At 55.5% G+C, this 26,667-nt stretch carries 28 protein-coding genes; 17 read left to right on the forward strand and 11 right to left on the reverse strand.

The genetic code is table 11. The features are described from left to right. Positions 1 to 38 precede the first annotated feature (38 nt). On the forward strand, positions 39 to 932 hold the full coding sequence (locus ACKVOS_RS06480; protein ID WP_409211200.1) for a prephenate dehydratase: 894 nt from the start codon (positions 39 to 41) through the stop codon (positions 930 to 932). On the opposite strand, the gene ACKVOS_RS06485 is transcribed toward ACKVOS_RS06480, so the two are convergent. The 4 genes from ACKVOS_RS06485 to ACKVOS_RS06500 all read right to left on the reverse strand — a co-directional run bounded on the left by ACKVOS_RS06485 (position 929) and on the right by ACKVOS_RS06500 (position 5,428). Further along, complete coding sequence (locus ACKVOS_RS06485) at positions 929 to 1,987, reverse strand: glycosyltransferase family 4 protein (protein ID WP_409211201.1); 1,059 nt, start codon at positions 1,985 to 1,987, stop codon at positions 929 to 931. The two genes, ACKVOS_RS06480 and ACKVOS_RS06485, sit on opposite strands and share 4 nt — an antisense overlap. Continuing rightward, positions 1,984 to 2,808, reverse strand: a complete 825-nt coding sequence (locus tag ACKVOS_RS06490; protein WP_409211226.1) for a UDP-2,3-diacylglucosamine diphosphatase — start codon at positions 2,806 to 2,808, stop codon at positions 1,984 to 1,986. The genes ACKVOS_RS06485 and ACKVOS_RS06490 overlap by 4 nt, the downstream gene beginning before the upstream one ends. A gap of 207 nt (positions 2,809 to 3,015) precedes the next feature. Next, on the reverse strand, positions 3,016 to 4,326 hold the full coding sequence (locus tag ACKVOS_RS06495; protein WP_409211202.1) for an ammonium transporter: 1,311 nt from the start codon (positions 4,324 to 4,326) through the stop codon (positions 3,016 to 3,018). A gap of 103 nt (positions 4,327 to 4,429) precedes the next feature. Further along, positions 4,430 to 5,428: a 2-hydroxyacid dehydrogenase gene (locus tag ACKVOS_RS06500; protein ID WP_409211203.1), complete on the reverse strand. Its 999-nt coding sequence runs from the start codon at positions 5,426 to 5,428 to the stop codon at positions 4,430 to 4,432. Positions 5,429 to 5,523: 95 nt separating this feature from the next. Between ACKVOS_RS06500 and ACKVOS_RS06505 the strand changes: the two genes are divergently transcribed. Further along, the gene (locus ACKVOS_RS06505) at positions 5,524 to 6,009 is read left to right on the forward strand and encodes an SH3 domain-containing protein (RefSeq protein ID WP_409211204.1); all 486 of its coding nucleotides are present in this window, start codon (positions 5,524 to 5,526) and stop codon (positions 6,007 to 6,009) included. Between the two features lie 84 nt (positions 6,010 to 6,093). Here the strand turns inward: ACKVOS_RS06505 and ACKVOS_RS06510 are convergent, their stop codons facing one another. Both ACKVOS_RS06510 and ACKVOS_RS06515 read right to left on the reverse strand, forming a co-directional pair. After that, positions 6,094 to 6,906: a sterol desaturase family protein gene (locus ACKVOS_RS06510; protein ID WP_409211205.1), complete on the reverse strand. Its 813-nt coding sequence runs from the start codon at positions 6,904 to 6,906 to the stop codon at positions 6,094 to 6,096. A 92-nt stretch (positions 6,907 to 6,998) separates the two neighbouring features. Further along, positions 6,999 to 8,042, reverse strand: a complete 1,044-nt coding sequence (locus ACKVOS_RS06515; RefSeq protein ID WP_409211206.1) for a helix-turn-helix domain-containing protein — start codon at positions 8,040 to 8,042, stop codon at positions 6,999 to 7,001. A gap of 108 nt (positions 8,043 to 8,150) precedes the next feature. Here ACKVOS_RS06515 and polA point away from each other — a divergent pair, with 108 nt between their 5' ends. Continuing rightward, entirely contained in the window at positions 8,151 to 10,967 is a 2,817-nt protein-coding gene (polA, locus tag ACKVOS_RS06520) for a DNA polymerase I (RefSeq protein ID WP_409211207.1), read from the forward strand. A 19-nt stretch (positions 10,968 to 10,986) separates the two neighbouring features. Here the strand turns inward: polA and ACKVOS_RS06525 are convergent, their stop codons facing one another. From ACKVOS_RS06525 to ACKVOS_RS06540, 4 genes are all read right to left on the reverse strand, one after another. After that, positions 10,987 to 12,147, reverse strand: coding sequence for an acyl-CoA dehydrogenase family protein (locus tag ACKVOS_RS06525; protein ID WP_409211208.1), 1,161 nt, complete (start codon positions 12,145 to 12,147; stop codon positions 10,987 to 10,989). Positions 12,148 to 12,205: 58 nt separating this feature from the next. After that, positions 12,206 to 12,541: a PilZ domain-containing protein gene (locus ACKVOS_RS06530; RefSeq protein WP_409211209.1), complete on the reverse strand. Its 336-nt coding sequence runs from the start codon at positions 12,539 to 12,541 to the stop codon at positions 12,206 to 12,208. Between the two features lie 60 nt (positions 12,542 to 12,601). After that, the gene (locus ACKVOS_RS06535; protein WP_409211210.1) at positions 12,602 to 14,005 is read right to left on the reverse strand and encodes an NAD(P)H-dependent flavin oxidoreductase; all 1,404 of its coding nucleotides are present in this window, start codon (positions 14,003 to 14,005) and stop codon (positions 12,602 to 12,604) included. Positions 14,006 to 14,086: 81 nt separating this feature from the next. Next, entirely contained in the window at positions 14,087 to 15,235 is a 1,149-nt protein-coding gene (locus ACKVOS_RS06540; RefSeq protein WP_409211211.1) for a glycosyltransferase family 4 protein, read from the reverse strand. A gap of 37 nt (positions 15,236 to 15,272) precedes the next feature. Between ACKVOS_RS06540 and ACKVOS_RS06545 the strand changes: the two genes are divergently transcribed. From ACKVOS_RS06545 to ACKVOS_RS06575, 7 genes are all read left to right on the forward strand, one after another. After that, positions 15,273 to 16,658 (forward strand): protein adenylyltransferase SelO family protein, encoded by a 1,386-nt coding sequence (locus ACKVOS_RS06545; RefSeq protein WP_409211212.1) that lies wholly within the window; start codon positions 15,273 to 15,275, stop codon positions 16,656 to 16,658. Between the two features lie 86 nt (positions 16,659 to 16,744). Continuing rightward, entirely contained in the window at positions 16,745 to 18,175 is a 1,431-nt protein-coding gene (gene astD / locus ACKVOS_RS06550; protein WP_409211213.1) for a succinylglutamate-semialdehyde dehydrogenase, read from the forward strand. Between the two features lie 217 nt (positions 18,176 to 18,392). Further along, complete coding sequence (cobA, locus tag ACKVOS_RS06555) at positions 18,393 to 19,160, forward strand: uroporphyrinogen-III C-methyltransferase (protein ID WP_409211214.1); 768 nt, start codon at positions 18,393 to 18,395, stop codon at positions 19,158 to 19,160. Next, complete coding sequence (locus tag ACKVOS_RS06560) at positions 19,157 to 19,453, forward strand: DUF2849 domain-containing protein (RefSeq protein ID WP_409211215.1); 297 nt, start codon at positions 19,157 to 19,159, stop codon at positions 19,451 to 19,453. Before cobA ends, ACKVOS_RS06560 begins: the two co-directional genes overlap by 4 nt. Position 19,454: 1 nt before the next feature. Beyond that, positions 19,455 to 21,083 carry a nitrite/sulfite reductase gene (locus ACKVOS_RS06565; RefSeq protein WP_409211216.1) on the forward strand — a complete coding sequence of 543 codons (1,629 nt, stop codon included), beginning with the start codon at positions 19,455 to 19,457 and terminating at the stop codon, positions 21,081 to 21,083. Next, a complete protein-coding gene (locus ACKVOS_RS06570; RefSeq protein ID WP_409211217.1) occupies positions 21,076 to 21,498 on the forward strand; it encodes a DUF934 domain-containing protein in 423 nt (140 codons plus the stop codon). Before ACKVOS_RS06565 ends, ACKVOS_RS06570 begins: the two co-directional genes overlap by 8 nt. Before the next feature lie 112 nt (positions 21,499 to 21,610). After that, positions 21,611 to 22,363, forward strand: a complete 753-nt coding sequence (locus ACKVOS_RS06575) for a phosphoadenylyl-sulfate reductase (RefSeq protein ID WP_409211227.1) — start codon at positions 21,611 to 21,613, stop codon at positions 22,361 to 22,363. Positions 22,364 to 22,460: 97 nt separating this feature from the next. On the opposite strand, the gene ACKVOS_RS06580 is transcribed toward ACKVOS_RS06575, so the two are convergent. Then, positions 22,461 to 22,862, reverse strand: a complete 402-nt coding sequence (locus ACKVOS_RS06580) for an acyl-CoA thioesterase (RefSeq protein ID WP_409211218.1) — start codon at positions 22,860 to 22,862, stop codon at positions 22,461 to 22,463. Positions 22,863 to 23,033: 171 nt separating this feature from the next. Between ACKVOS_RS06580 and ACKVOS_RS06585 the strand changes: the two genes are divergently transcribed. From ACKVOS_RS06585 to yihA, 7 genes are all read left to right on the forward strand, one after another. Next, complete coding sequence (locus ACKVOS_RS06585) at positions 23,034 to 23,372, forward strand: hypothetical protein (RefSeq protein WP_409211219.1); 339 nt, start codon at positions 23,034 to 23,036, stop codon at positions 23,370 to 23,372. Between the two features lie 115 nt (positions 23,373 to 23,487). Next, a complete protein-coding gene (gene rpmH / locus ACKVOS_RS06590) occupies positions 23,488 to 23,622 on the forward strand; it encodes a 50S ribosomal protein L34 (protein ID WP_125230634.1) in 135 nt (44 codons plus the stop codon). Between the two features lie 23 nt (positions 23,623 to 23,645). Beyond that, a complete protein-coding gene (gene rnpA / locus ACKVOS_RS06595) occupies positions 23,646 to 23,981 on the forward strand; it encodes a ribonuclease P protein component (protein WP_409211220.1) in 336 nt (111 codons plus the stop codon). Next, a complete protein-coding gene (gene yidD, locus ACKVOS_RS06600) occupies positions 23,978 to 24,190 on the forward strand; it encodes a membrane protein insertion efficiency factor YidD (protein WP_409211221.1) in 213 nt (70 codons plus the stop codon). Before rnpA ends, yidD begins: the two co-directional genes overlap by 4 nt. A 36-nt stretch (positions 24,191 to 24,226) precedes the next feature. Continuing rightward, positions 24,227 to 25,996 (forward strand): membrane protein insertase YidC, encoded by a 1,770-nt coding sequence (yidC, locus tag ACKVOS_RS06605; RefSeq protein WP_409211222.1) that lies wholly within the window; start codon positions 24,227 to 24,229, stop codon positions 25,994 to 25,996. Beyond that, positions 25,993 to 26,142 (forward strand): hypothetical protein, encoded by a 150-nt coding sequence (locus tag ACKVOS_RS06610; protein WP_409211223.1) that lies wholly within the window; start codon positions 25,993 to 25,995, stop codon positions 26,140 to 26,142. The genes yidC and ACKVOS_RS06610 overlap by 4 nt, the downstream gene beginning before the upstream one ends. A gap of 10 nt (positions 26,143 to 26,152) precedes the next feature. After that, on the forward strand, positions 26,153 to 26,667 hold a 515-nt coding region (gene yihA / locus ACKVOS_RS06615), incomplete at its 3' end, for a ribosome biogenesis GTP-binding protein YihA/YsxC (RefSeq protein ID WP_409211224.1).

The following is a 26,667-nucleotide window of genomic DNA, read 5'->3' on the forward strand; positions in this document are numbered from 1 at the left end:
TTGCCCGATATGTCTCCGTCCCGTAACACGGCGTTACCATGAACAGCTATCCCGCCCCCGCCCTTGCCAAGGTCAAGGAAATGACCGCCGCCGTACATGCCGAACCAGCCCGTGCGGTTGCATTTCAGGGCGCTCCCGGCGCAAATTCGCATTTGGCGGCGCTTGAATTTGACAAAGACTGTTATCCTCTGCCCTGCTTTTCCTTCGAAGATGCCATTGATGCCGTGAAAGACGGAAAGGCCGCGCGCGCCATCATCCCCATCGAAAATTCGTTGCATGGCAGGGTTGCAGACATCCATTTTCTTCTGCCCGAATCGGGGTTGAGCATCATTGCCGAGCATTTCATGCCCATCCGCCATTGCTTGATGGCCAAAGCGGCGGACGCAAAGCTGACCACTGCCATGAGCCACCCGCAAGCGCTTGGCCAATGCCGTCATTATTTGCGCGAGCATGGGATTATCCCGGTCGCATATGCCGACACAGCCGCGGCTGCCGCTTTTGTTGCGGCTAGTGATGACCCGAGCGCAGGCGCAATCGCGCCGCCGATTGCCGCTGAAATGTACGGGCTGGTTGCACTGAACGATGCTGTGCAGGATGATGCGAGCAACATGACCCGCTTTGTCATTTTGTCAAAACAGGCGGTTGACCCGGCAGGTTTGGACGGCACGCTAATGACGACTTTCATCTTTGAGGTAAAAAACATTCCCGCCGCGCTTTACAAGGCAATGGGCGGGTTTGCCACGAACGGTGTCAATATGACGAAGCTGGAAAGCTACCAAAATGGCGCAAGCTTTGCCGCAACCGAATTTTTTGCCGACATCGAAGGCGCGCCGGGCGATATAGCCGTTGACCGGGCGCTTGATGAACTGCGTTTCCATTGCAATTCGGTTCGGCTTTTGGGCACATATCGGCAAACCCGACCCCGCGGTTAAGCCGTCTCCAATATATGCTGGCGGGCCGAATGCAGCGCCGCGAGAAACTGATCGAGCGCATTGTCCCACGTGAAAAGGGCGCCATAAGCGGCGGCATTGTGCCGGTCACACAGCAGGGCATTTTTAATCGCAGTCGGCAAAGATTCCGACACATATCCGACGGGTTTGGACAGGTCATCATAAGGACCACGCCCCTGTCCGCCGATGATATCCAATGGACCGGGTACAGGATATCCAGCAACCGGAACACCGCAGGCCAATGCCTCAATCATCACAAGACCAAATGTATCGGTCTTGCTGGGAAATACAAACACATCCGCCGCGCAATAGGCCTGCGCCAGCTCGTCACCGCTCAGACTGCCGGTAAATATGGCGTCTGGATAGCGCGCTCTCAGTTCCTCCAACGCAGGACCATCCCCCACCACGACCTTCGTACCGGGGACGTCCGCATCAAGAAAACTCTCAAGATTTTTCTCGATGGCGACACGGCCGACCGACAGCAAAATTGGGCGGGGCAAATTGGCCAATGCAGGATGCGGTGCCAATCCCGGTTTGAATATGCCGGTGTCGATGCCTCTGGTCCAGGGGCGGGTATGCGAAATACCCCGGCTTGCAAGCTCTTCGCTTAATCGCGGTGTGGCCGACAAAACCGCACGCGAAGATTTGTGGAAAATTCGCATCACCGGCCAGAAAAAATCCGGTGAAAGCCCGGTTCGCACCGATGCATAGTCCGGAAAACGCGTGTGAAAGGCCGTCGTAAACGGTACCGAATTGACCATGCACCAACGACGTGTGCTCCAACCTATCGGTCCCTCGGTCGAGATGTGGACGATATCGGGGGCAAATTCGGCCAGCTTTTTTCGCAGGCCAAATCGCGGGGCAAGCGCCAACCGTATTTCACCATAGCCCGGACAGGGCACGGTGCGAAACTGATCGGGGCTAATCACGCACACTTCATGCCCGCGTTCGCGCAGCAATTTGACGGTCATTTCAAGGGTGCGGACAACGCCATTGATTTGCGGCCGCCAAGCGTCCGTGGCGATTGCAATTCTCATGCGGGAACGTTCGCAAGCTTGGCAGCATATTTGCGTTGGCGGTTTTCTTCGGCCCAATCGACAATCGACATATTACCGTGCTTGTCTTCGACCAACGCGGTGCAGCTTTCGACCCAATCACCGTCATTATAATAAGTGACACCATCAAAGTCGCGGATTTCCGCATGATGGATATGTCCGCACACAACGCCATCAACGCCGCGCTCGATGGCGGCGCGCGCCACGGCCTCTTCATATTCGCCAATGAAAGCCACTGCGTTTTTGACGCGCATTTTCAGATAGGATGAAAGCGACCAATAGGGCAGATGGAGTCTGCGGCGCACCGCGTTGAGCCAAACGTTAGCCTTCAGCAAAAACGTGTAAGCCGTGTCGCCCAGGAAGGCCAACCATTTGGCGTAAAGCACGACGCTGTCGAACATATCGCCATGGGTGACCAGCAACAAACGGCCATCCGCCGTTTCGTGGATCGCTTCGTGCGCCAGTTCGACCCCGCCAAAGCCAAGACCGACATAATCGCGGAACATTTCGTCATGGTTGCCGGGAACATAGACCACGCGTGTGCCCTTGTGCGCCATTTTCAGGATACGGCGGACCACTTCATTGTGGCTCGACGGCCAATACCAGCCCTTACGAAGCCGCCATCCATCGACAATATCGCCAACGAGATATAGCGTTTCGCATTTGATGCTTTGCAAAAAGTCGAGCAACAATTCCGCATTACAACCCGATGTGCCGAGGTGGATGTCCGAAATCCAGACGGTCCTGTACTTCTTTTTCGGTTGGAAACTGCGGGGTTCTTTTTCATGGAACCAATCCGGCATTTTCGGATCGAAGATGCCCCCGATTTCGTTCTTCTTTGCGACCTTTGTCATGATTTTTCCAGATGTTGCTTCAACTGGAACTGCCGAATAGCCGCCGCAAGTTACGTGTTCACGTCACCAACGTTACAATTTTGGGACAATTGCACCAATGCCAAGCCCGCATTCGGCGCTGAACTCGGCATCACTCTTCGCGGCCTTTGCGTAAAGCTAATCCAGATCCCATGCCCGCTCGCCGTGGCTTGCGATATCCAGACCGTCACGTTCCTGATCCTCGCTAACCCGCATCGGCAGGACCATTGAGACCATGTAGCCGACAATCAACGTCACCACGGCGGAGTAAACGGCGACGATGGCCACAGCTTTTATCTGGATCCAAAGCTGTGCGCCCATGCCGGCGCCTTCGGCATAACCGACACCGCCAAGGCTTTCGCTGGCGAATATTGCGAGCAACACAGAGCCGAGCATTCCGCCAACGCCATGCACGGCGAACACATCGAGAGAGTCATCGATTTTCAACGTGCCCTTAATAAGACCCACACACCAGAAGCACACCAGCCCGGCCAACATCCCGATGATGATAGCACCGCCCGGCCCAACGGTCCCGGCGGCAGGAGTAATCGTCGCCAGACCTGCAACCGCACCCGTGGCAAACCCTACGGCGGTTGATTTTCCTACCTTGAACCGTTCAATCAATATCCACACCAATGCGGCAACCGACGCGGCGACGTGGGTGTTAATGATCGCACTGGCCGCCGCATCATTGGCCGCAAGCGCAGAGCCGCCATTGAAGCCGAACCAGCCGACCCACAACAGGCCGGCACCTGCAACGGTCAACGCGGGGCTGTGCGGCAACATCAATGTTTTGGGGAAACCGATCCGCTTGCCAAGCATCAGGGCGACCACAAGCGCGGAAATTCCTGCCGTCGTGTGCACAACAATGCCACCGGCAAAATCGATAACGCCCTGTTCGGCCAGAAACCCGCCGCCCCATACCCAGCGTGTTACGGGAATATAGACGAGCAACGACCAAAGCGCGCTAAAGGCAACAACCCATCCGAACCGTGCACGTTCAACCCACGCACCGACTATCAGCGCCGGGGTGATGATGGCAAAGGTCATCTGGAACAGGGCAAAGGCCAGTTCACCGATGGACTGGTCCTCTCGCACGGAATCCAGAAGGCCATTAAACATAAAATTTTCAGGGGAGCCGATGAAACTGTTGCCGTTGACCGAAAAAGCAAGGCTGTAGCCGACGGCAATCCAGATGACCGAAGCGACGGCAGCAATTGCACCACATTGCACCAGCACCGACAGGAAATTTTTCGCGCGGACGAGGCCGCCATAAAATAACGCAAGTCCGGGAATAGTCATCATCAGAACGAGCGCCGATGACGTCAATATCCACGCACTGTCACCGCTATCTGCTTCAGGTATAACGAGGGCGCCATCCTGGGCAACGGCAGGAGCAGCCAGCATCGCGCCAGCAGTCAGCAATATATATGTTATTTTTTTGGTCATGTCCGCATCCCGCCCCTTTTTTCTGCGGGTGTCCTAAGGCAGCTTTGGCGGATGCTCAATGCAAAAAATTACAGTTAACGGGCTGTTCACAGCATAAAATTTCTTAAGACCATCCTTCGAGTACTTGATCAGATGGTCGGTGACCATCTGCCCACATCCGGATATTGGCGATTACCCGTTCACCCGATGCACCGCGACCTTCAAAGGTTGCGCTCCCCAAATGGGGGAGGAGGACGACATTGGAAAGCGAGAGTAGCCGGGCATCGACGGCAGGTTCATGCGTATAAACATCCAGTCCGGCACCCGCTATCCGGTCGCTTTCCAGCGCGTCTATCAACGCCTCTTCATCAATCAGTTCGCCGCGTGAGCTATTGATGATATAGGCATCAGGCTTCATTAAGGCGATCCGCTGGGCATTTATAATCTTGTCGGTCTCCGCAGTCAGCGGGCAATGTAGCGAGATAATGTCGGCGCGGCCTACCAAACGATCAAGATCGGGTTCGAAGCCGACGCCCAATTCCTCCTCGACACTCGCGGGCAGGCGGTGGCGTTGGTTGTAAATAATGTTCAACCCGAATGCCTTGGCGCGAATGGCCACGGCCTCTCCTATGCGGCCAAACCCAATTATACCGAGCGTTTTGCCGCCGATCCGGTGACCAAGCATTCCCGTCGGACTCCACCCTTGCCACGCTCCGCTTCGCATCAACCGGTGACCCTCACCCAAGCGGCGCGGTACATTAAGGATCAGGGCCATCGTCAAGTCGGCGGTGTCGTCGGTAAATACACCGGGGGTGTTGGTGACCATGATCCCCTTTGCCTTGGCCGCGGACAGATCGATATGATTTACCCCCGCGCCATAATTGGCGATCAGTTTCAACCGCGGCGGAGCGGCGGAAATGAGATCGGCATCGATGCGATCGGTAACCGTTGGCACTAAAACATCACAATCGGCCATATTATCGGCAAGTTGCGCCTGTGACAAAGGCGTGTCGTCCAAATTGAACGAAGCGTCAAAAAGTTCGGCCATCCTGCGTTCGACCACTGGCAAAAGTTTGCGGGTCACATGGATTTTGGGGCGTTCGATACGGCTAAGTTCTGGCATCCACCGAGTAAAGCGCATTTCGGCCCGACGTCAAGACAGCATGGTTGCGCAGCAGCCGTTGCTTGCCGTATAGAAACTCTGTTTGGGATAAGATTATGGCAATTCGATTGAAATATATATGGCAAAGCGCGGCTCTGATCGGTGTGTTTCTAAGTGCGGCAACAGCAAATAGCCAGACGCAACAAAAGACGCCCTATTGGGCCTCGATAAAACAGCCCGAGGCGAGAATGCGGACAGGCCCCAGCACCGAATTTCCGGTAAAATGGGTCTATAAGCGGGAAAATTTACCAGTTAAAGTTGTCGCAATCCACAGTGTCTGGCGCAAATTAGAGGATCCCGATGGCGATCAAGGTTGGGTCCATGTTCGCTTGCTCAGCCCGAAACGGACGGCGGTCGTTACCGGCAACGCCATAGGTTCTTTGCGGGAAAGCCCGCAAACCACATCGCGAATTTCCTGGCGGGTGGAACCCGGAGTTGTTGGATATATCGAAGACTGCGAAAAAGGTTGGTGCCGTTTTGAAAATGCCGGCCGGTTCGGTTTTATCGAAGTCGGCCGTCTATGGGGCGATGAGGTTCTTTAAAGCGGGGAAGGCGTGCAATCGTGCCAATCAGAATGTGCGCGCGGAACAACTTTGTTACCCCTTCCGCGTCACCCTTTTCCCCTCTTAACGATAAACTGCCACCGCGTCTTCGACCTGCTTGCCGTCACGCCCCACCACCTCGGCAAATTTGGCGTGGTAGTTGGCATTTTCGGTGCCCATCCACTTATCCCACCATGTGAAGTATAAACCGTAGTTGGTGTTGAAGCCGCCATTGTGATGCAGGTCGTGGTGTACCGTTGTGTTAATCCAACTGGTAAGCGGAGTAGAAAGCCACCAGCGCGGGAAGAATTCAAACCCGGCATGACCCATGGCGTTGCGGATGATCTGGAAGTTCAGCCATGTAAACATGACCCAACCAGGTGTTGGTACAAAAAATTGCCATATCGGCACGAACATGAACATCACCACGGCTTCGGGAATGGCGAAGCTATAGGCCGCCCAAGGGGTGGGTGTAATCGACCGGTGATGTGCGCGATGGAAATATTTGAACAGGCTTGGGTGGTGCATTGTTCGGTGTGCCCAATAGAAATAGGCGTCATGGGCGATGACGATTGCCACGAGAATCAAGAGGTCGGTTGCAAGGCCAAAACTGCCATTGAACCATTTGAAGATTCCGTTTTGTGTGCCCCAGACAAGAAATGCGGCACCCAAGGTATACACCATCGCCGATTGCAGCGATTGGAGGACCTCACGCCGCATATCGGCTGCAGTTGCCTCACGCGACTGGATCTTCCGTGCCTTGATGGATGAACGGCGCAGTCCCCAGACAATGGCAAATGTAATCGACGCCGCGATCAGATAGCGTCCAAAATCAAAGGCAAAAATAAAGGGGCCTTTTTCAAGGAGAATATCAAGGGGAGGAATTCCGGTCGTCATTTCATGCTTCCTTGGCAGTTGTGCTGTGCCGGTTGCCAAGTTGCGACAACAGGTGCTGCCCTTTTTCAAAAACTGGCTAGCCGATTTCGAAATCAGCCAGTGTTTCGCGCCCGAAATTCGCTGGGTGTCATACCCTCGGCTTCCCGAAATGCGCGGTTGAAGGGACCGAGCGAGCCAAAGCCTGCATCGAGCGCAATGGTGATGATCGGTACGTCCTTTTGCTGAGGATCGGCCAGTGCGGATTTCACCTCTTCCAAACGATACCCATTCAAAAATGCCGCAAAATTGCGATAGCCAAGCTGCCCATTGATAGTCCGGCGCAACCGGTATTCCTGTTCCCCCAATTGCGATGCAAGTTTGGCAATCGACATGGTTTCGTCGCGATGGGCCATTTCTGTTTTCATAAAGCTCCGTAATTTGACGATGAGGGGATCATCACCCGTGGCTTTCGGCGCGGCGAATTTGACTTCATTGGTCAGGGTGCCGAACAGATCTACCCGACGCATCTGAAACATCGCCGCGCAAAACAGGAATGTAATGAACACGATACTGCTGTTGACCGTGCTTACCAACCAACTCCCCATGCCCAAATTGTAAACCGCAATTTCGCTGACCGCGATCAAAACGACATAGGTTCCTACAGTGGCGACCAATCTTGGCCGCAAACGCCGCCGGCTTTCGATCAAATCCCCATCGCGGCCACGCCATGCTTCCCATAACCCCGCGGCAGCAAAAGCCAGCATTCCAATTCTGAATAGCGTGCCGGTGATCATATTGATCATTGGATAGTCAAAGAAAGTAAGCCGCATGACCAGAATGTTCACGGCGGCCAAAGCGACCAAAACCAAATCCCGCCGTCTGATTTGCTGTTCATCGTTGAACCATGATTTTGCAAATATCCAAAAAATCCCCGGTGTCGAGCTGCCATATAAAGCGAGAATGAGCCCCATTATCGAAGGTCGGCCAAACGAACCAGATGTCACCAAAAGATAGCATAGGATTGCACCGTTCATTGCAACGGCAACCATCGCGGGAAATTGTCCGCGATGGTCTCGGATCAACAGCCAGCTCCACAAAGCCAGCAAGGCAAAGGCACCGCCCCGCGCCATAAGGTCAAACTGGCTGAAAAATAACATGAGCGCTGGCTGCCAGACGAACCGGAACGCGGCAAGTGCTTTTAATAGGTCCTGACCCTAAGCATTTTGGCATAGGCTTGCTTCCTTGCCGATGCTATCGGATGCGCCATGTCCGAACAAAAGCATCTCTACCTCGTTGATGGCTCCGCTTATATATTCCGCGCTTATCACCGCCTGCCACCGCTGACCAACATCCATGGAGAACCGGTGGGTGCAGTCTACGGATACACCACAATGCTATGGAAGCTGGCCGATGATCTGAATCAGGCGGACGGACCGACGCATATGGCGGTCGTGCTGGACAAAAGTTCGCAATCCTTCCGCAATGAAATCTATGATCTGTACAAGGCCAATCGTCCCGAAGCGCCGGAGGATTTGCGCCCCCAATTTCCGATGATCCGCGACGCCACGCGCGCCTTTTCCCTGCCGATGATTGAGGAAGACAATGTCGAGGCGGACGACATGATTGCAAGCTATGCCAAAGCGGCCAGCGCTGCGGGATGGCATGTGACCATTGTTTCGTCCGACAAGGACCTGATGCAGTTGGTCGAACCGTGCGTCGACATGTTCGACACCATGAAAAATGAACGCATCCGCGCCGAGGAAGTCATCGAAAAATTCGGCGTGGGCCCCGAAAAGGTCGGCGATGTGCTGGCGCTAATGGGCGACAGCGTGGACAATGTCCCGGGCGTTCCCGGCGTGGGGCCGAAGACCGCGACAAAGTTGATCCAGGAATTTGGCGACCTTGAAAGTGTCCTTGCCGCCGCGCCCGATATGAAGCCGTCGAAGATGCGCGACAATCTGATCGCACATGCCGACAAGGCGCGGCTGTCAAAGGTCTTGGTGACGCTGAAAGAAGATTGCCCGCTTCCGATCCCCATCGAGGACATGACGCTCGGTGCAATTCCGGAAGAGCCGCTAGCGGCATTTCTGCAGCATCATGGCTTCAACTCGCTCCTGAAGCGCATCGGCCAAGTGGCCAATACCGCCGCGGCAAACAAGGCGATTGCAGGTAACCCCAAGGCGACCAGCACAGGCGATGGTGCCGCAAACGCGCCAGTCGCAGGAAAAGCCGCGCTGCCGTCTGCAATGCCGCCAATTGATGTGAATGCCTATGAATGTGTGACAACGGTCGACCGGCTTGATCACTGGATTTCGCGGGCGATGGAAACGGGACTGGTGGCCTTCGACACCGAAACCGACAGTCTGGAAGCGGTGACGGCGCGCCTTGTCGGGTTCAGCCTAGCCGTGGCGCCGGGGGAAGCTTGCTATGTGCCACTTGGCCATGGAGGCACCGACCTGCTCGCCGAAAATCCGGAGCAGATTCCCTTTGCCGAAGCGCTTGCGCGGTTGAAGCCTTTGCTGGTCGAACCAAGCATTTTGAAGATCGGCCAGAATCTCAAATATGACATCAGCGTATTGGCGCAGCATGGCCTGACGATCGCGCCTTATGACGACACGATGGTCATGAGCTTTGCACTGGATGCGGGCGATCATGGCCATGGCATGGACGAACTGGCGCGTTTGCACCTTGGGCATGAATGCATAAGCTATAAAAGTGTGACCGGCACCGGCAAAAGCCAGATCGGCTTTGCGGAAGTGCCGCTATCCGATGCGACAAAATATGCGGCGGAGGATGCCGATGTTACGTTGCGTCTGTGGCACCATCTGAAATTGCGGCTTAGCCCGGATAAGGTGACAACGGTCTATGAACTGGTCGACCGTCCGTTGGTACCTGTCCTGTCGAAAATGGAATGCACCGGTATCAAGGTGGATCGCGCTGTACTCTCCCGACTGTCGGGCGAATTCGCCGCGCAGATGGAAAGCCTTGAAAAGGAAATCCACGAACTGGCGGGGCAACCCTTTACCATTGGTAGCCCCCAGCAATTGGGCAATATCCTGTTTGAAAAAATGGGGCACAAGGGCGGCAAAAAGGGCAAGTCCGGGCAATATTCGACCGATGTGACCGTGCTTGAAGATCTGGCCGGTCAAGGTGTGGAAATCGCGCGCAAGGTGCTCGACTGGCGGCAATTGGCGAAGCTCAAATCAACCTATACCGACAGTCTGCAGGAACAGATCAACCCCAAAACGGGTCGCGTCCACACCAGCTATTCACTGGTCGGCGCGCAGACCGGGCGGCTGTCCTCGACCGATCCCAATTTGCAGAATATTCCGATCCGCACCGAAATGGGCCGCCAGATCCGCGATGCCTTTGTCGCGGAACCGGGCAATGTCATCCTTTCGGCGGACTATAGCCAGATCGAACTGCGCCTTGCCGCACATTTTGCCGATGTCGCGCCCTTGCGGGATGCCTTTGAAAAGGGTGAGGATATTCACGCGCGCACCGCGCAGGAAATGTTTGGCGAGGTCAATCGCGACACCCGCGGCCGCGCGAAGACCATCAACTTTTCGATCCTCTACGGTATTTCGCGCTGGGGCCTCGCCAAGCGGCTGGAATCCACGCCGGATGAGGCACAGGCCCTGATCGACGCCTATTTCAAACGCTTTCCGGGTATCTCCAACTATATTCAGGAAACGTTGGCATCCGTTCGAGAGTGTGGCCATTCCACGACCTTGTTCGGCCGCAAGACATGGTTCCCGCGCATCAAGTCTGCCAATCAGGCGGAGCGGCAGGGAAGCGAGCGCGCTGCGATCAATGCGCCGATTCAGGGGACAAGTGCGGACATTATCAAGCGCGCCATGGTCCGCATGGGACCGGCTTTGGAAGCAGCCGGGTTGTCCCATGTAAAGATGCTGTTGCAGGTGCATGACGAACTGGTGTTTGAACTGCCCGAAAGCGATGTCAAAGCCGCGAGCGACATTATCAGGGCGGTTATGGCGAACGCATCGGAACCTTTGGTAACGCTCTCGGTTCCATTGGGCGTTGAAATCGGCACTGGGGCGAGCTGGGGTGCGGCGCACTAACGGGAGCGGTTATTGACCATCATCTTCGCTGGTCGAAACGCCTACCAACCATTGCGCTTGCAATGTTGATCTTCTGGATGTCAATCGCCCCGCCAGCAATACCCCAGCCCCATGCATCGCGCATCCGGCGCTCCATCGGATAAGCTGTAGAATAGCCATAGCCACCCATTAACTGGACTGCGTTGCCCGTAACGTTTCGCGCAATCTGGTTTGCAAAGCATTTGGCCGTGCTGCTGTCGAGAATGGAGGGCAAGCCCTGATCGGCATTGACTGCAGCGCGGTAAATCAGCAAGCGGGCGGCCTCTACTTCCATTTGCATTTCGGCCAATTTCATCTGGACGGCCTGAAAATCAGCAAGCGGTTTTCCAAATTGACGGCGTTCCTGAACGTAAGCCAGCACATCTTCCAATGCGCCCGATGCTTGGGCCAGTGCCATGGTTGCATTGCCGCACCGTTCAAGGTCGAACGCCTCCATCAACTTGGCAAAGCCGCCGGCTGGAACAACGATATTGCCTACGGGAACCCGCACATCGTCGAGATAGATATCCGCAGAAGGCACGCCGCGAAATCCCATCAATGTTTCCGCTTCGCCAAAGCTGAGGCCCGACGTGTCTTTTTCAACAAGAACCGCGCCGATGCCCTTGGCCCCCGGTGCATCGGACAGGCGGGTATAAACAAGATATGCGTCGCTATGCCCGCCGCCGGAACACCAGCGTTTCGACCCGTTTAGCGTCACAAACTCGCCGTCAATAACGCCACGCGTTGTCAAATCGGTCAGCGCGGTTCCCGCATTGGGTTCGGACATTGATACCGCAACGATCATATCACCGCGACACACCGCTGGGACAATGCGTTGCTTCAACGCATCCGGTGCGAAATGACGGATCGCGTGTACCGGGCCGACATTAGCCTCAAATGCGGGAAATGCGACCGCGCTCGACACCTTTGCCAGTTCTTCCAGCACAATCAGCGCGTCGAGATTAGACAGGCCCAATCCACCCAATTCTTCAGGGATATTGATCCCCAGAAATCCCATTTCCGCCATGCGTTTGACCATTTGGTGCGGCAAGGCGCTATTTTCGGATTCAAGTTTCGCTGCCAACGGCGTCAGTTCGGCTTGCGCAAAGCTTCGAGCGGATTGCTTGAGTGCCTGTTGTTCTTCGCTAAGACTGAAATCCATGCTGCCTGCCCCTTGATTTAATCGCGTGATTAAATCATGAACGAGCGCACGTGCAGGGTCAACAGCCCTGCAGGGTAAGCTGACGAAATAAAGCCCGATCGAGCATTTCATCAAATTTGCAGCCCAACCGATTGCCTTCGGCCCATACGGCGGTGGCGCTGATCGGATTACTGTTGGCAAGTCGTAACCAGATGCGTTCACCAACTTTGACGCCTCCGTCGATCGAAACGCGGCAGCCATAAACAGATAAGTCTACGAGTCTGGCTTCCAACGTCTCTTTGGCATCTTCATGTACGGTCGCACGGCCGAGTAGCACAGGATGCCGCTGCGCTTCGCGCTGCTCAAGCCGTGCGGGTTCAACTCTCCGATATTGCGACGTCATGTAGCTCATCATCTTCCCCTGCCCCGAAAAAATAACGGGATAAGGTCAATAATCGGTAAATGACGGCAGCAATTAGTCCCCGGTCAGGATGCGATCGACAAGCTGTTTGACGGTCGGAACGAACCCATTGGAATAAAATGGATCCTTGCCGAACAGATATGCGCTGTGCCCTGCAAACATGAGGTTTTCGTCAATCGGCGCGCCATGTGCGATATTCTGAAGTGCCTTTTGAATGCAGAAACTGCGCGGGTCGGCGAGGCGGCCCGTGCTGTTGTTGTCATGGTCTTTCCATGACGAAAAACCGCAGTGCGACAGACAGCCCATGCAGTCCTTCTGGTCTTTGCGGATTACTTCACCCGATGAAGGCGTGACGAAAACAAGGCTATCATCGGGCGTTTTTAGCGCCACCGTAAATCCGCGGGCATGCCATTCGCGCGCCTTCATCAGATCAGCCGGTGTTACCCAGAAATTCTTGCCCTTCACCCCAACATCAAGTTGGAGCGTGTGATCAAGATCAGCCGCTTGGTTGTAAGAAATCTGGCGTTCCGAACGGCCTTGCAATTCTTGCAGGAACGGGTTGATGACCGCGCTTGAATAAAAGCCTGTCGGCGAGAACTGGTGCAGCAAAACCCCGTCTTCGGGGATTTTGGTCAAGGCATCTTTCCATCCCTGCGGAATAGGGCTTTCCTGGGTCAGCAATGGCCGCGTCCCGAATTGGAAAGCAATCTGGCCCAATTCAGGGTTCTCGATCCAATTATCCCAGTCCCGCAAGAACCAGACGCCACCGGCCATGATGATTGGCACATCATCAGAAATGCCCTCGACCCGCATGACATCGCGCAGCGCTTTTACGCGTGGATAGGGATCTTCGGGGCTGCGCGGGTCTTCGGCATTGGACAGACCATTGTGACCGCCGGCCAACCAGGGGTCTTCATAAACCACCGCACCCAGCCATTCGGGAACCTTGTGATAAGCGCGCTTCCAAAGTGCGCGAAATGCGCGCGCCGAACTTATGATCGGAAGGTAATAAACGCCATATTGCGCGGCAATCTCCGATAACTTGTAAGGCATCCCTGCCCCGCAGGTCACGCCTGTGACCATGCCGCGTGTTTCTTCCAAAATGCCATGCAAAATGCGCTGGGCACCGCCCATTTCCCAAAGCACGTTGATATTGATCGCGCCTTTGCCACCCGCAATTTCGTGCGCCAGTTTTACCTGCGCGATACCGCCTTTGATGCCGTAAGCAACCAGCTCTTCATGCCGTTCAGCGCGGGTTTTCCCGTGAAAAACCTGCGGGATCATTTCGCCGTTTTCATCGTAGCTGTCCGCATTGACAGCCGACACCGTTCCGATCCCTCCAGCAGCGGCCCACGCGCCCGAGCTTGCATGATTGGTTGCAGCAACACCCTTGCCGCCTTCGACCAATGGCCAGACTTCGCGGCCACCATAGATAATGGGTTTCAGACCCTTAAACACAAACTCGACCCCTAAACATTATAACGGCGCCCAAAAAGCGCTCTCCCCTACACTATAATATTTCGCCGCTATCCCAAACTATCAAGCTTGTCGCGCAAAATCGGCGCGCTTCATCGCAGAGCCATAAAGCTGCCGATATCGGGCGAACATTGTTGCCTCGTCATATTGTGAACAGGCAATCTTCCGATTGGCGTTGCCGATATTATGACGCAGATCGACATCATTAGCCAGCGTCGCAATCGCATTGGCCAATGCCGCTTCATCATCACGGGCAATGATGAACGGCAGATTTTCCCGCGCGACGATGTTGCGGATATCGCCCACATCGGTTGAAACAGCTGGCAACGCGCTGGTCATCGCCTCGACCAGCGAAATCGGATATTGTTCGCTATCCGAACTGAGCGCGAATATATCGAACAGCCGGATATAGCGCGCCGGGTCCTTCAAAAAACCCGGCATCATGACACGCTCGGCAATCCCCAGCCGCTCGGCCTCGGCCATAATGACGCCCCGCTCCGGTCCCTCACCTGCAATAGCCAGCCTGATATTGGGGCCAGCCGCCGCAACAGCACGGACAAGACGTGGCAGGTTTTTGACTGTCCGAAGCCCCGCAATGGTTCCGACCACAATTTCGCCCTCACGTTTTTGAAAGCCGGGAAATGAACCGCGCTGCGGACGACGATTAAAATGCGCGGTATCAATTCCATTGGGGAACCGGCATATCTTGTCGAGCGGCTGATACCAGACCGTGCGTGCAATTTTCTCGAGCGTTTTCGACGGCACAACCAGAGAGTGCGCTCGCTGCAATGCTATGGTTCGAAACCAGTTACGGCGCTGCTTCAATCGTTCGATTTCGTCATGGTTGAAACCGTCTTCATGGTGGATCAGCGGCGGCAAACCTTGGGCTTGTCCCAACAATGTGCGCGCCATCACACCGTCCATCGCCCCCCAATTATAGCTAAGCACCAGATGGAATCGCTTCATATAAGCGGCCAGCTTGCGATAGCGGCCCATGCCGGGCATTCCGGCCAACGATGGCGCTGCATCCTTTGGCAGGCTAAACTTGATCCGCTTGTCTATCGCGTCTGCCGCGCCAAATGCATCGGGGACAGCCGATAATATGGTATGTTCGGCCTGATCGCCGAAATGGTTGATCAATCGCACCGTGCGCGATTCCTGTCCGCCCAGATTGAAACTGCTGTGCAAATGCAGGATGCGAACTGCCGCCATACTTGCCTTTCCTTTACGCCCCGCCCAAAAAGGAACGATGCATATTAACGTTCTAACATCCCCCTATCGCCCTGATCCGAAAATCGCCAGCCTTGGTGCAAAAATTGGCGATGTGGTTAAAGCTGCGGACTTTCCCGAAACAAAATTGCGGTTCCGAAATGACCGTTGGGCGGCGACCGTCGGGCTCGACAGTCTGACCGACTCTGACTGGGTCAGGCATTTTGGGAGATTTGAACCTCTGCCGGATAATCTGCCCCAACCTTTGGCGCTGCGCTATCACGGCCATCAATTTCGCGTCTATAACCCGGATATTGGTGACGGACGCGGATTCTTGTTCGGACAAATGCGCGACGGCCATGACCGGTTGCTGGATTTGGGAACAAAAGGATCGGGCACCACACCTTATAGCCGCCGTGGCGATGGCCGCTTAACCCTTAAAGGCGGCGTGCGCGAGATCTTGGCGACCGAAATGCTGGAAGCATTGGGCGTCAACACTTCCAAAAGTTTTTCACTGGTTGAAACGGGCGAAGAACTGGTGCGCGGGGACGAACCTTCGCCGACGCGATCGGCGGTTTTGGTCCGGCTTAACCACAGCCACATCCGCATCGGCACGTTCCAGCGGATCGCCGCCGAGGGCGACGCCGATATGATGGCGCAACTGGTGCACTATTGCCTGACGATTTTGTACGATGCAAAGCCGGATCAAGACCCGGCTGCCCAATTGCTGAATCTTGCGGTTGAACGCATCGCTGACTTGGCAGCATCCTATATGGTGGCCGGTTTCGTGCATGGCGTTTTGAACACCGATAATATCAACATTACCGGCGAAAGTTTCGATTACGGCCCCTGGCGCTTCACCGAATTTTGGGACCCGCGTTTCACCGCTGCCTACTTTGACGAAAGCGGGCTTTATGCTTTCGGGCGACAGGCCGAGGCGATGCACTGGAATCTCGGTCAGCTGGCCGTATCGTTGCGGCTGATATGCGAAGCGCCGCCTTTGATTGAGGCGCTTGAACGCTTTCCGTCGCTATTCCAAAATGCGACTGTAAAGCGTTTTCTGTGGCGGCTTGGTGTCCAGTCGCAGGGTGCCGACCGCGACCGCCTGTTGGTCGAAGCGACCGAAAGGGCGATGGTAAAGGGAAAAGTTCCGATTGATGTGTTTTTCCATCATTATCGCGGAGGCAAAATTGGGCGCATTTACCAAGCAACCGAACACAATGCGGAATTTGAAAAATTGCACGCAGAATACCCGCCGCTGGGCGATGCCGGTCATCCCTATTGGTCGGCGTCGATGCCCTGTTCCATGTTGATTGGCGAAGTCGAACAAATATGGGCCGCGATATCCGAGCGTGATGATTGGCAGCCGTTGCACCAAAAAGTGGAATCGATCCGGATCATGGGGCAAGCGCATTCACAGGGTTGAATTTTACAGATTTGATTTACCTGATATAAAATATTTGCATTCACGTTATGGTGAACTGGAATTAACCAAAACACAAAAGGCGTAAAGTGTCCGAACTGATATCTTTCGAACCCGCGACAGGCGCCGAACTTTGGCGCGGGCAGACGAGTGATGTCGATGCCGAAGTTGCAAGGGCGAGATCGGGCTGGCCAAATTGGGCCGCAGCGTCTTTGTCCGAACGCATTGAACGTGTTCGCGGATTTGCAAATCGGGTGCGCGTCGATCTGGAACTTTTTGCAGACGTGATTGCGCGTGAAACCGGCAAACCTTTGTGGGAAGCGCGAACCGAAGTAGAATCGGTGGTCAACAAGGTCGATATTTCGATCAGGGCCTATGCCGACCGGACGGCGCAACGCCGTCTGGATGGCAAGGCGGGAACCCGAAGCGCATTGCGCCACAAACCGCACGGGGTGCTGGCAGTGTTGGGGCCGTATAATTTTCCGGCACATCTTTCGAACGGACATATCATTCCGGCCCTGATTGCCGGTAACGCCATTGTTTTCAAACCGTCGGAAAAAACCCCGGCTTCGGGCCAGATGCTGGTTGATTATTATCATAAAGCGGGAATTCCGGATAATGTCGTGCGTGTCGTGCACGGTGGCCCCGAAACCGGTAAATCCCTGTCGGCGCATCCTGATATCGATGGATTGTTATTTACCGGTTCCGCCCAGACGGGCATTGCGCTGAATCGCCAATTCGCCCATCGCCCGGACAAGATACTCGCGCTTGAAATGGGTGGAAATAATCCGATTATTGTGTGGGACACCCGCGATATTCACAGCGCAGCCGTGTTGGTCGTGCAGTCAGCATTTTTAAGCGCAGGACAAAGATGTACCGCCGCCCGCCGTCTGATTGTGAAGGACGATATTTATGATCTGCTGGTTGGCGAGGTAAAGAAAATTGCGGACCGGCTTATCATTGGCGAACCACATGGCGAACCGCCGCCTTTCATGGGGCCGGTCATTGACAATGATGTATGTGACAATCTGATCGAGAGCTTTCTGGCATTGATGAGCCGGGGAGGACGTCCGATCAAACATATGCGGGTTCCTGTTCTGGGCAGGCCATTTTTGACCCCGGGTATGATTGATGTCACCGAAATGCAGGACCGTCCCGACATAGAGCTTTTCGGTCCATTATTGCAGATCATCCGTGTGGCCGATTTTGGGGCCGCAATCGCCGAAGCAAACAACACCCGGTTTGGACTGTCCGCCTCACTCGTCGGCGGAACCGCCCAGCAATATGACGAATTCTGGGCCAACAGCCGCGCCGGCATCGTCAACTGGAACGCCCCCACAAACGGCGCGTCTTCAGCCGCCCCCTTTGGCGGCATCGGCCTGTCCGGCAACCATCGCCCAAGCGCCTATTACGCCGCAGACTATTGCGCTTATCCCGTTGTGTCCTCCGAAAATGAAGTGCCCAAGGCAATGATCGGTATCGGAATGAATGACGAAGAAGCAGCGCCTTTGGGCGAATGAAAGGCAAAAGAAAAAGCAACCGTGCGTCACTGTGTTGCTTGGCCCCAATTGTTCGGGAATGAACTGACAAATGGACCCTGAAACGAGTTCAGGGTGACGGCGTGAAGAAAAGTTGGTTGCTCTATCTAGCGTGCGGTTGCGAGCGATAAAGTTCTGCTAGGGCAAAGCCAATATATCCTGATTTGAAGCTGTCATAACCGAATGCCATGTTGCGAGAATGGAAAAAGCTCATGTCTATCTGGTCGGTGCAGGCCCCGGTGACCCGGAATTGCTGACACTCAAGGCGGCGCGCCTGATTGCGACGGCGGATGTCGTCGTGCACGATGGCCTCGTCGATGACGCAATCATGGCGATGATCAATCCGGCTGCGCGGCTGATTTCCGTCGCAAAAAGCCGGTCCAAGCACACGGTGCCGCAGGACGGTATCAACGCCATATTGGTGCGCGAGGCACAGGCGGGGCATATGGTTGTCCGGCTTAAAGGTGGCGATCCCTTCATATTCGGGCGGGGCGGCGAAGAGGCCGAAGCCTGCCGCGAGGCCGGAATTGAGGTGGACGTGGTCCCCGGCATTTCCGCCGCAATGGGCGGTGCCGCCGCATCGATGATGCCCCTCACCCACCGCGACGCATCAAGCGCGGTCACCTTCGTGGCTGGACAGTGCAAGGGCCTGACCGACCAGAATTGGGCGGGACTTGCTGGCAAGGGCCGCACGCTTGTCATCTATATGGGCATCGCGACCGCTGCGGACATTACCGAAAAGCTGATTTCGGACGGCCTGTCACCCGACACGCCCGTCGCTGTGCTCGAACGCGTCACGCGGCCCAATTCGCGGGCGGTGCGGACCATCCTGACCGATCTGGGCGATATGATTGCGCGCGAAAAGGTCGCCTCACCGGCGATCATCGTCGTGGGCGATGTCGTCCTGAAATCCGATGCCGAAGACCGGCTCATCCATATTGCTCAACAGGCGGAGGCACTGGCGTGAAATTACTGACCGGAAATGAATTGGGATCAGGTGCCGTCACCTGGTGGACCGGCAGCGGCTGGTCAATCCATGTCGAAGATGCCGTCGACGTCGGTGAAAGCGGCGAATCCATCCTGCACGCCGAAGAAGGCGCCAGGCGGGTGAACGCACCCTATATCATCGACGCGATAGCCACGGCCGAAGGCCCACGCCCCGCACACATCAAGGACCGCGTCCGCGCGCTCGGCCCCACGGTCCGCCCTGACCTCACCCTCAAACCCGCCGACCCGGCCGCGGGCGATTGGATCATTTGATATGTATAAATATGACAATTACGACCAAACCATCGTCGACGCCCGCGTGGCCGAGTTTCGCGATCAGGTGAACCGCCGCATGGCGGGTGAAATCACAGAAGACCAGTTCAAGCCCCTGCGGCTGATGAACGGCCTTTATCTGCAACTGCACGCCTATATGCTGCGCGTTGCGATTCCCTATGGCACGCTCGACAGCCGCCAGATGCGGATGCTAGCGCATATCGCGCGCAAATATGACCGGGATTACGGCCATTTCACGACCCGCCAGAACATCCAGTATAACTGGATCAAGCTGGAAGAATGCGCCGACCTGCTGGAAGAATTGGCGAGCGTCGAAATGCACGCCATCCAGACCAGCGGCAATTGCATCCGCAACATCAGTTCGGACCAATATGCAGGCGCCGCAGCAGACGAAGTCGCCGATCCGCGTCCTTGGGCCGAATTGCTGCGCCAATGGTCGACCTTCCATCCCGAGTTCAGCTATCTGCCCCGCAAGTTCAAGATCGCAGTGATTGCATCGCCCGAAGACCGCGCCGCGATGCGTCTGCACGACATCGGGTTGGAACTGGTGAAGCAGGATGGCGAACTGGGTGCCCGTGTGTTCGTGGGTGGCGGCATGGGCCGGACGCCGATGATCGCGCCCGAGATCAATCCCTTCGTCAAGGCGGACGACCTGCTGAGCTATATCGAGGCCTGCCTGCGCGTTTATAACCGCTATGGCCGTCGCGATAATATCTACAAGGCGCGGATCAAGATCCTCGTGCACGAAATCGGTGCCGACGAATATCGCCGTCAGGTTACCGAAGAATTTGCCCATGTCAAAACGCTTGGCATCGATCCGCCTCTGGCCGAACTGGAACGGATCAGCGCCTTTTTCGCTGCCCCCGCGTTCGATGCAGCCGATGCCGAACCCGACCGTAGCGATCCCGATTTCGCTGTCTGGCTCGACCAGAATGTGAAGCCGCACAAGCAAGCCGGTTACGCCATCGTCAATATCAGCCTGAAACCCATTGGCGGCATCCCCGGCGATGCGTCCTCTGCACAGATAGATGTGATGGCGGACCTTGCCGAGAAGTACAGCTTTGACGAACTGCGCGTCACCCACGCGCAGAACATCGTGCTGCCCCACGTCGCCAAGCGCGACCTCTATACGGTTTGGCAGGCGCTGCGCGAAGCCGATCTGGCCAATGCCAATCTCGACCTCATCAGCGATATCATCGCCTGCCCCGGCCTTGATTATTGCAGCCTCGCCAACGCGCGTTCCATCCCCATCGCCCAGAAGATCGCCACCCGTTTCGCAGATGCCGAACGGCAGCGCGACGTAGGCGAGTTGAAGCTCAAAATCTCGGGATGCATCAACGCCTGCGGCCACCACCATGCCGGCCATATCGGCATTTTGGGCGTCGATAAGAAAGGCGTCGAAAACTACCAGCTGACGCTGGGTGGTTCGGGCGCCGAAGATGTGTCGATCGGCAAGATCACCGGCCCCGGCTTTGACGAGGACGGCATTGTCGATGCGGTCGAAAAGGCCGTCGAAAAATACCGCGAACTGCGCGAAGGCGACGAGCGCTTTGTCGACACCTACCGCCGCGTTGGCATGGACCCGTTCAAGGAGGCGATCTATGGTTGAGTTCCGCTATCGTGAAGATGAAGTCACCGAACAGCCTTCGGTCACACTCGATGCCTTTCTGGACCAATCGAACGCCACGGCAGTGCGGCTGGAACCCGATGACGATGCACGCAAGCTGATCCCATTTCTGGACCGGCTCACGTTAATCGAAGTCGCCTTCCCGAAATTCCGCGACGGACGGGGCTACAGCTCGGCCCGCATATTGCGCGAGGCAGGTTATACCGGCGAATTGCGCGCGCAAGGCGACGTTCTGGTCGACCAGATCGCTTTCATGCGCCGCTGCGGTTTTGACAGCTTTGCACCGGAAGGTTCGCTAAACCCGGACGCAGTGGAACGCGCGCTCTCAACCTATGACCAATTTTACCAGAAAGCGGCCGACGCGGCTGTGCCTGTTTGGAAATTGCGCCATGGGTGAGTCCCAGCTCACCCCCCTCCCGCTTGCGGGAGGGGCCGGGGGAGGGCCACTTCCCTCTCGGTCGCACTCACCCTCCCCTAACCCCTCCCGCAAGCGGGAGGGGAACAGAGCGATCGACCGTATCGACACAAGCCCCCGTTACACAGAGGCGGATGCCGTTCGCCTCAACAATATGTTCCGGGGCCGCGATACGGTAGAGATGCTGACCGTTCTTCTGAAAGAAAATATGCTGGGCGATGCGGCGATCGTGTCGAGTTTCGGCGCCGAAAGTGCCGTATTGCTGCACCTGATCGCCAGCATTGACCCGACTGTGCCGGTCCTGTTCCTTGATACCGGTAAGCATTTTCCCGAAACCATCAGCTACCGCGAAGAATTGCGGGATCTGATCGGATTTACCGACTTGCGTAACCTGACGCCCGATCCCGCCTTGCTTGCGGAAAAAGACGGCACAGGCCTGCGCTGGTCATATGATCCGGACGGTTGCTGCGAAATCCGCAAAATATTGCCGCTGAAAAAGGCTCTCGCTGGATTTGACGCACAATTTACAGGCCGGAAAGCTTTTCAATCATCGACCCGCAAGGCACTGCCGCGCTTCGAGATTGAAGAAGGCCGCCTGAAGGTCAATCCGCTGGCCGATTGGGACAAGACCCGGCTGGACGCCTATATGGCCGACCACAATCTTCCGCCGCATCCGCTGGTGGAACAAGGCTATCCCTCCATCGGCTGCTCGCCCTGCACCACCAAGGTCGCACAGGGCGAAGATCCCCGGTCGGGGCGGTGGAAAGGCTGGGACAAGGTCGAATGCGGCATTCACAGCGACGTGTCGACGCTGGATGATGGCGGGGCTAACGATCCGATTTTCTGATGGTTTGATAGGGACAGTCCCTAAAGGGACAGTCCCCGTTATAATTTAACGGTGGCGTAAATCGGGGACTGTCCCTTTAGGGACTGTCCCCAACACCTCAATCCTTGCGAAAGAAATATTCCTGAATTTCCGCAGCAATCCGGGCAGGACGCAGGGTTTCGGCATCGATGCAGCACCAGCTCGACTTTACCTCGGCCAACACTTCCTCACCGCGCTTGATGACCGTGTCGTAAAAGGAACGGGCACCCTGCACTTTTTCAAGGACAACGGTAGCGATGACATCATCATCGAGGAACGCGGGCTTGCGATACGTAATCTCGTGCTTAAGCGCGACCCACAAATATTTGGTGGCGGTTTCGGGCGGAGCCAATTTGTTCCAATGCGCCAACACCGCATCCTGTACCCAATTCAAATATCGGGCGTTATTTACGTGGCCCATGAAATCAATGTCATCGGGCAAAACACCGATATGGTGCAGGTGGGGGAGAGCAGTGGTCATATTCTGTCCTGTATGACGGTTTTCGCAGGCTGTTGAAAGGGGTTTGCGGCAAGATATCCGCATTTGGTACGAAATTGATTACAGTATTGTAAATTTCATTTCCCAGATCACGAAATATGCAAAAATCGACATGAGCTTGTAACAGCTCTGTGGCTAACCCACATCATGCCCATGCCCGACGCAAAAAGGAAAAGCTGGACGGATTCATCTGCTTACAGATGGGCGATGGTCATTTTGGGTTGGATATTGATTGTCGCGGCACCTCTTATAAGCTGGTTACCCGGCCCCGGCGGTCTTGCGCTGTTTATCATCGGCTTGGGCGTTATCCTCAAACATTCATTGTGGGCCAAGAAGCAATATTCGAGATTTTCGAAACGCCACCCCGAATATGGCCGTTGGGCAGATTGGGCACTGCGACGCAGTAAAGTAACCGGACGACCGCCTTTTCCGAATATCATGCGTGACATTTTGTACCTGTTCCGGCGTGATGATGTCGGGATTAGTCTGTGACTGTGTTGACTTTTTTCCGGTAGAAGCATAATGGCCACGGCAACAAAGGCGGTCGCTGGACAGATTCGGCGACCCTTTTCATTTCATACCGACTAAAAAACTAAGGATTACAGTCATGAAGCGCACTTTCCAGCCGAGCAATCTCGTGCGTGCCCGTCGCCACGGTTTTCGCCTGCGCATGTCGACCGCCGCTGGCCGCAACATCCTGAACGCACGCCGTGCGCGTGGCCGCAAGAAGCTGTCGGCCTGATCCAGACGACGGCAGGCCGCGATATGCGCGGTTATAGCGTCATCAAAAAACGGTCGGATTTTCTGGCCGCCAACCGGGGGAAGCGTTACGCAACTCCCGGTTTTGTTTTGCTGGTAAAGGACCGGCAAGACGAGCGACCCGACATTCGGCTTGGCATTACCATCACCAAAAAGGTGGGAAATGCCGTTGTCCGCAACCGGATGCGCCGCCGCTTTCGCGCGCTCGCACAGGAAATGCTGACCGATAAGGGTAAAGCAGGAGCCGACCATATCCTGATTGGACGCGATGGCGGGATTGAACGGGATTTTGGCGCATTGCGCGCGGATATGGCCAAGGCCTTGGAAAAGCTCTGCCAATGATCGCGCGCATCCTGATATTGATCGCGCGCGGTTGGCAGATTGGCCCATCGCGCATCTTGCCGCCGACATGTCGTTATAGCCCGAGCTGTTCGGCTTATGCGATTACAGCGCTTCAGAAATATGGCGCAATTAAGGGTGGCTGGCTGGCCATCAAACGGCTATTGCGCTGCCAACCTTGGGGCGGACACGGGCATGATCCCGTTCCATAAACATCCCAAAAGATTGAATAACGGGGAAAGTTGAACGTGGACGATAAACGTAACCTGATAATTGCTATATTGCTGACAGGCCTTATCCTGTTCGGCTGGCCTTATGTTGCCAGCACTTTTTTCCCGTCGGCCATTCCAACGGCGGAAACCGCACCGGTCACGACCGAAGGTGCGAAGACCGACACGCCTAGTGGTTCGGCAACATCGGGTGCAGCCATAACATCGGCCGCCGCTGCAAAAAATATTCCTTTGGGTGACGCACTCAAGGGCACTGCACGTATCCTGATCGAGACGCCGAAGCTTAAAGGCTCTGTAAACCTTGAAGGTGCGCGGATCGACGATCTGCTATTGCTGGCACATCGCACGGCACTACCCAAAAATTCGCCGCCTGTTCGCCTGTTCGCTCCATCGGGCACATCAAAAGCGCATTTTGCCCGCTTCGGCTGGGTCGGAAAAGGCATTACGGCACCTGATGACAAAAGCGTCTGGACGCCCAGCGGTGACAAGCTGACGCCAGAGACCCCGGTGACATTAAGCTGGATCAACCCCGAACTTCAAAAGTTTGAAATCATCCTTTCGGTCGACAAATATTACATGATAGCCGCGGAACAACGGTTCACCAATGGTGCGACCGTTGAGGCAGAAGTCGCTCCTTTCGGGCTGTTAAGCCGCAATGGCAAATCACCCGATCCGGACACATGGAACATCCATGTCGGACCGATGGGCGTGTTTGACGGTAAAATTGTGAACATCAACTATGATGAAGTGATCGACGCGCCTAAAAGCGAACTGGATTACAGCACTACGGGCGGCTGGATGGGCGTGACCGAAATGTACTGGCTGACCGCATTGGTCCCCGATCAAAAGGTAAAAACCAACGCTTCGTTCAAGACTGCGGATGGCTATTACTGGACGCAAATGGTGAATGCGAACCAAAGCAAAGTCGCACCTGGCGCAACCATATCCCAGACGTCGCGCTTGTTTGCAGGCGCCAAAGAGGTCGAGACATTGGATATGTATGCCAACAAACAGGGCATACCATTGCTGGATTATGCGATCGATTGGGGCTGGTTCTGGTTTATCGCCATACCGTTCTTCTGGATTTTACACTGGTTGTTCGGTGTATTCGGCAATTTCGGCGTCGCGATCATTGGCCTGACCGTTATCGTCCGCTTGTTCATGTTCCCCGTGGCGCAGCGGCAATTTGCTTCGATGGCCCAAATGCGCGCCGTTCAGCCCAAAATGAAGGCGTTGCAGGAACGGTGGAAGGACGACAAACCTCGCCTGCAACAAGAAATGATGAAGCTGTACAAGGATGAAAAGGTCAATCCGCTTGCCGGTTGCCTGCCGATCATTTTGCAGATTCCAATCTTCTTTGCGCTCTACAAAATTTTGATGCTGAGCATCGAAATGCGTCACCAACCCTTTGCGCTTTGGCTCAAGGATTTGTCGGCGCCCGATCCATTGACTCCGGTCAACCTGTTCGGCCTGATACCCTTTGACCCGCCGACATTCCTTGCGATTGGCGTTTTGCCGATACTGCTTGGCGTGACAATGTGGCTGATGCAGAAACTCAATCCACAGCCGATGGACGAGGTGCAGAAGCAGGTCTTTGCCATCATGCCGTGGTTCCTGATGTTCATTATGGCTCCATTCGCGGCCGGGCTTCAACTCTATTGGGTGATGTCTAACCTGATTTCGATCGCGCAACAGAAATGGCTCTATTCCCGGCATCCGATCCTGAAGGAGCAGATGGCAAAAGAAGCCGAAGAAAAAGCGCGGGAGAAGGCGAAGGGGGCGACGTGACAATCCCGGTCGTCCGAAAAACCGTCATGCTGAACATGTGTCAGCATCTTGCTTTTGGCCGCTTAAGTAAGACCCTGAAACGAGTTCAGGGTGACGGTTTGTTTGTTCAGGGTGAAGGTCTGTTGGTTCGGGGTGGCGGTTTTTGACATGAACGACATGACTTCAAAAATATTCTCGGGCCCGGTGACCTTTTTGAAATCGGCCCCGAAGCTGGAATTTCTACCCGACCCGTCGGTTCCGGAAATTGCCTTCGCGGGACGATCAAATGTCGGCAAGTCGAGCCTGATTAACGCGCTGGTGAACCGAAACAACCTCGCCCGTGCGTCAAACACACCGGGCCGGACGCAGGAATTGAACTTCTTCGACGTCGGCGATCCTGCGTTGTTCCGTATCGTCGATATGCCGGGCTATGGTTATGCCAAGGCGCCTGTAAAAACCGTGCAGCAATGGCGTTATCTGATTAACGACTATCTGCGAGGTCGCGCCGTGCTCAAGCGCGTCTTCGTCCTGATCGACAGCCGCCACGGTATCAAGGAAGTCGACCATGAAATTATGAAAATGCTCGACAGTGCGGCGATTAGTTATCGCATTGTCCTCACTAAGACCGACAAGATTAAAGCCACCGAGCGTGAAGCGGTCGAAGCCGACACGATGACAAAGCTTCGCAAACA

Origin of the sequence: Sphingorhabdus sp., from assembly GCF_046154385.1 — a bacterium.
In the GTDB taxonomy this organism is placed as follows: domain Bacteria; phylum Pseudomonadota; class Alphaproteobacteria; order Sphingomonadales; family Sphingomonadaceae; genus Sphingorhabdus_B.

Bases quoted from the DNA above. Each gene is read 5' to 3' on its own strand.
- ACKVOS_RS06480 (WP_409211200.1), top strand. From the start codon at position 39: ATGAACAGCTATCCCGCCCCCGCCCTTGCCAAGGTCAAGGAAATGACC.
- ACKVOS_RS06485 (WP_409211201.1), bottom strand. From the start codon at position 1,987: ATGAGAATTGCAATCGCCACGGACGCTTGGCGGCCGCAAATCAATGGC.
- ACKVOS_RS06490 (WP_409211226.1), bottom strand. From the start codon at position 2,808: ATGCCGGATTGGTTCCATGAAAAAGAACCCCGCAGTTTCCAACCGAAA.
- ACKVOS_RS06495 (WP_409211202.1), bottom strand. From the start codon at position 4,326: ATGACCAAAAAAATAACATATATATTGCTGACTGCTGGCGCGATGCTG.
- ACKVOS_RS06500 (WP_409211203.1), bottom strand. From the start codon at position 5,428: ATGCCAGAACTTAGCCGTATCGAACGCCCCAAAATCCATGTGACCCGC.
- ACKVOS_RS06505 (WP_409211204.1), top strand. From the start codon at position 5,524: ATGGCAATTCGATTGAAATATATATGGCAAAGCGCGGCTCTGATCGGT.
- ACKVOS_RS06510 (WP_409211205.1), bottom strand. From the start codon at position 6,906: ATGACGACCGGAATTCCTCCCCTTGATATTCTCCTTGAAAAAGGCCCC.
- ACKVOS_RS06515 (WP_409211206.1), bottom strand. From the start codon at position 8,042: ATGTTATTTTTCAGCCAGTTTGACCTTATGGCGCGGGGCGGTGCCTTT.
- polA (WP_409211207.1), top strand. From the start codon at position 8,151: ATGTCCGAACAAAAGCATCTCTACCTCGTTGATGGCTCCGCTTATATA.
- ACKVOS_RS06525 (WP_409211208.1), bottom strand. From the start codon at position 12,147: ATGGATTTCAGTCTTAGCGAAGAACAACAGGCACTCAAGCAATCCGCT.
- ACKVOS_RS06530 (WP_409211209.1), bottom strand. From the start codon at position 12,541: ATGATGAGCTACATGACGTCGCAATATCGGAGAGTTGAACCCGCACGG.
- ACKVOS_RS06540 (WP_409211211.1), bottom strand. From the start codon at position 15,235: ATGGCGGCAGTTCGCATCCTGCATTTGCACAGCAGTTTCAATCTGGGC.
- ACKVOS_RS06545 (WP_409211212.1), top strand. From the start codon at position 15,273: ATGCATATTAACGTTCTAACATCCCCCTATCGCCCTGATCCGAAAATC.
- cobA (WP_409211214.1), top strand. From the start codon at position 18,393: ATGGAAAAAGCTCATGTCTATCTGGTCGGTGCAGGCCCCGGTGACCCG.
- ACKVOS_RS06565 (WP_409211216.1), top strand. From the start codon at position 19,455: ATGTATAAATATGACAATTACGACCAAACCATCGTCGACGCCCGCGTG.
- ACKVOS_RS06570 (WP_409211217.1), top strand. From the start codon at position 21,076: ATGGTTGAGTTCCGCTATCGTGAAGATGAAGTCACCGAACAGCCTTCG.
- ACKVOS_RS06580 (WP_409211218.1), bottom strand. From the start codon at position 22,862: ATGACCACTGCTCTCCCCCACCTGCACCATATCGGTGTTTTGCCCGAT.
- ACKVOS_RS06585 (WP_409211219.1), top strand. From the start codon at position 23,034: ATGCCCGACGCAAAAAGGAAAAGCTGGACGGATTCATCTGCTTACAGA.
- rpmH (WP_125230634.1), top strand. From the start codon at position 23,488: ATGAAGCGCACTTTCCAGCCGAGCAATCTCGTGCGTGCCCGTCGCCAC.
- rnpA (WP_409211220.1), top strand. From the start codon at position 23,646: ATGCGCGGTTATAGCGTCATCAAAAAACGGTCGGATTTTCTGGCCGCC.
- yidD (WP_409211221.1), top strand. From the start codon at position 23,978: ATGATCGCGCGCATCCTGATATTGATCGCGCGCGGTTGGCAGATTGGC.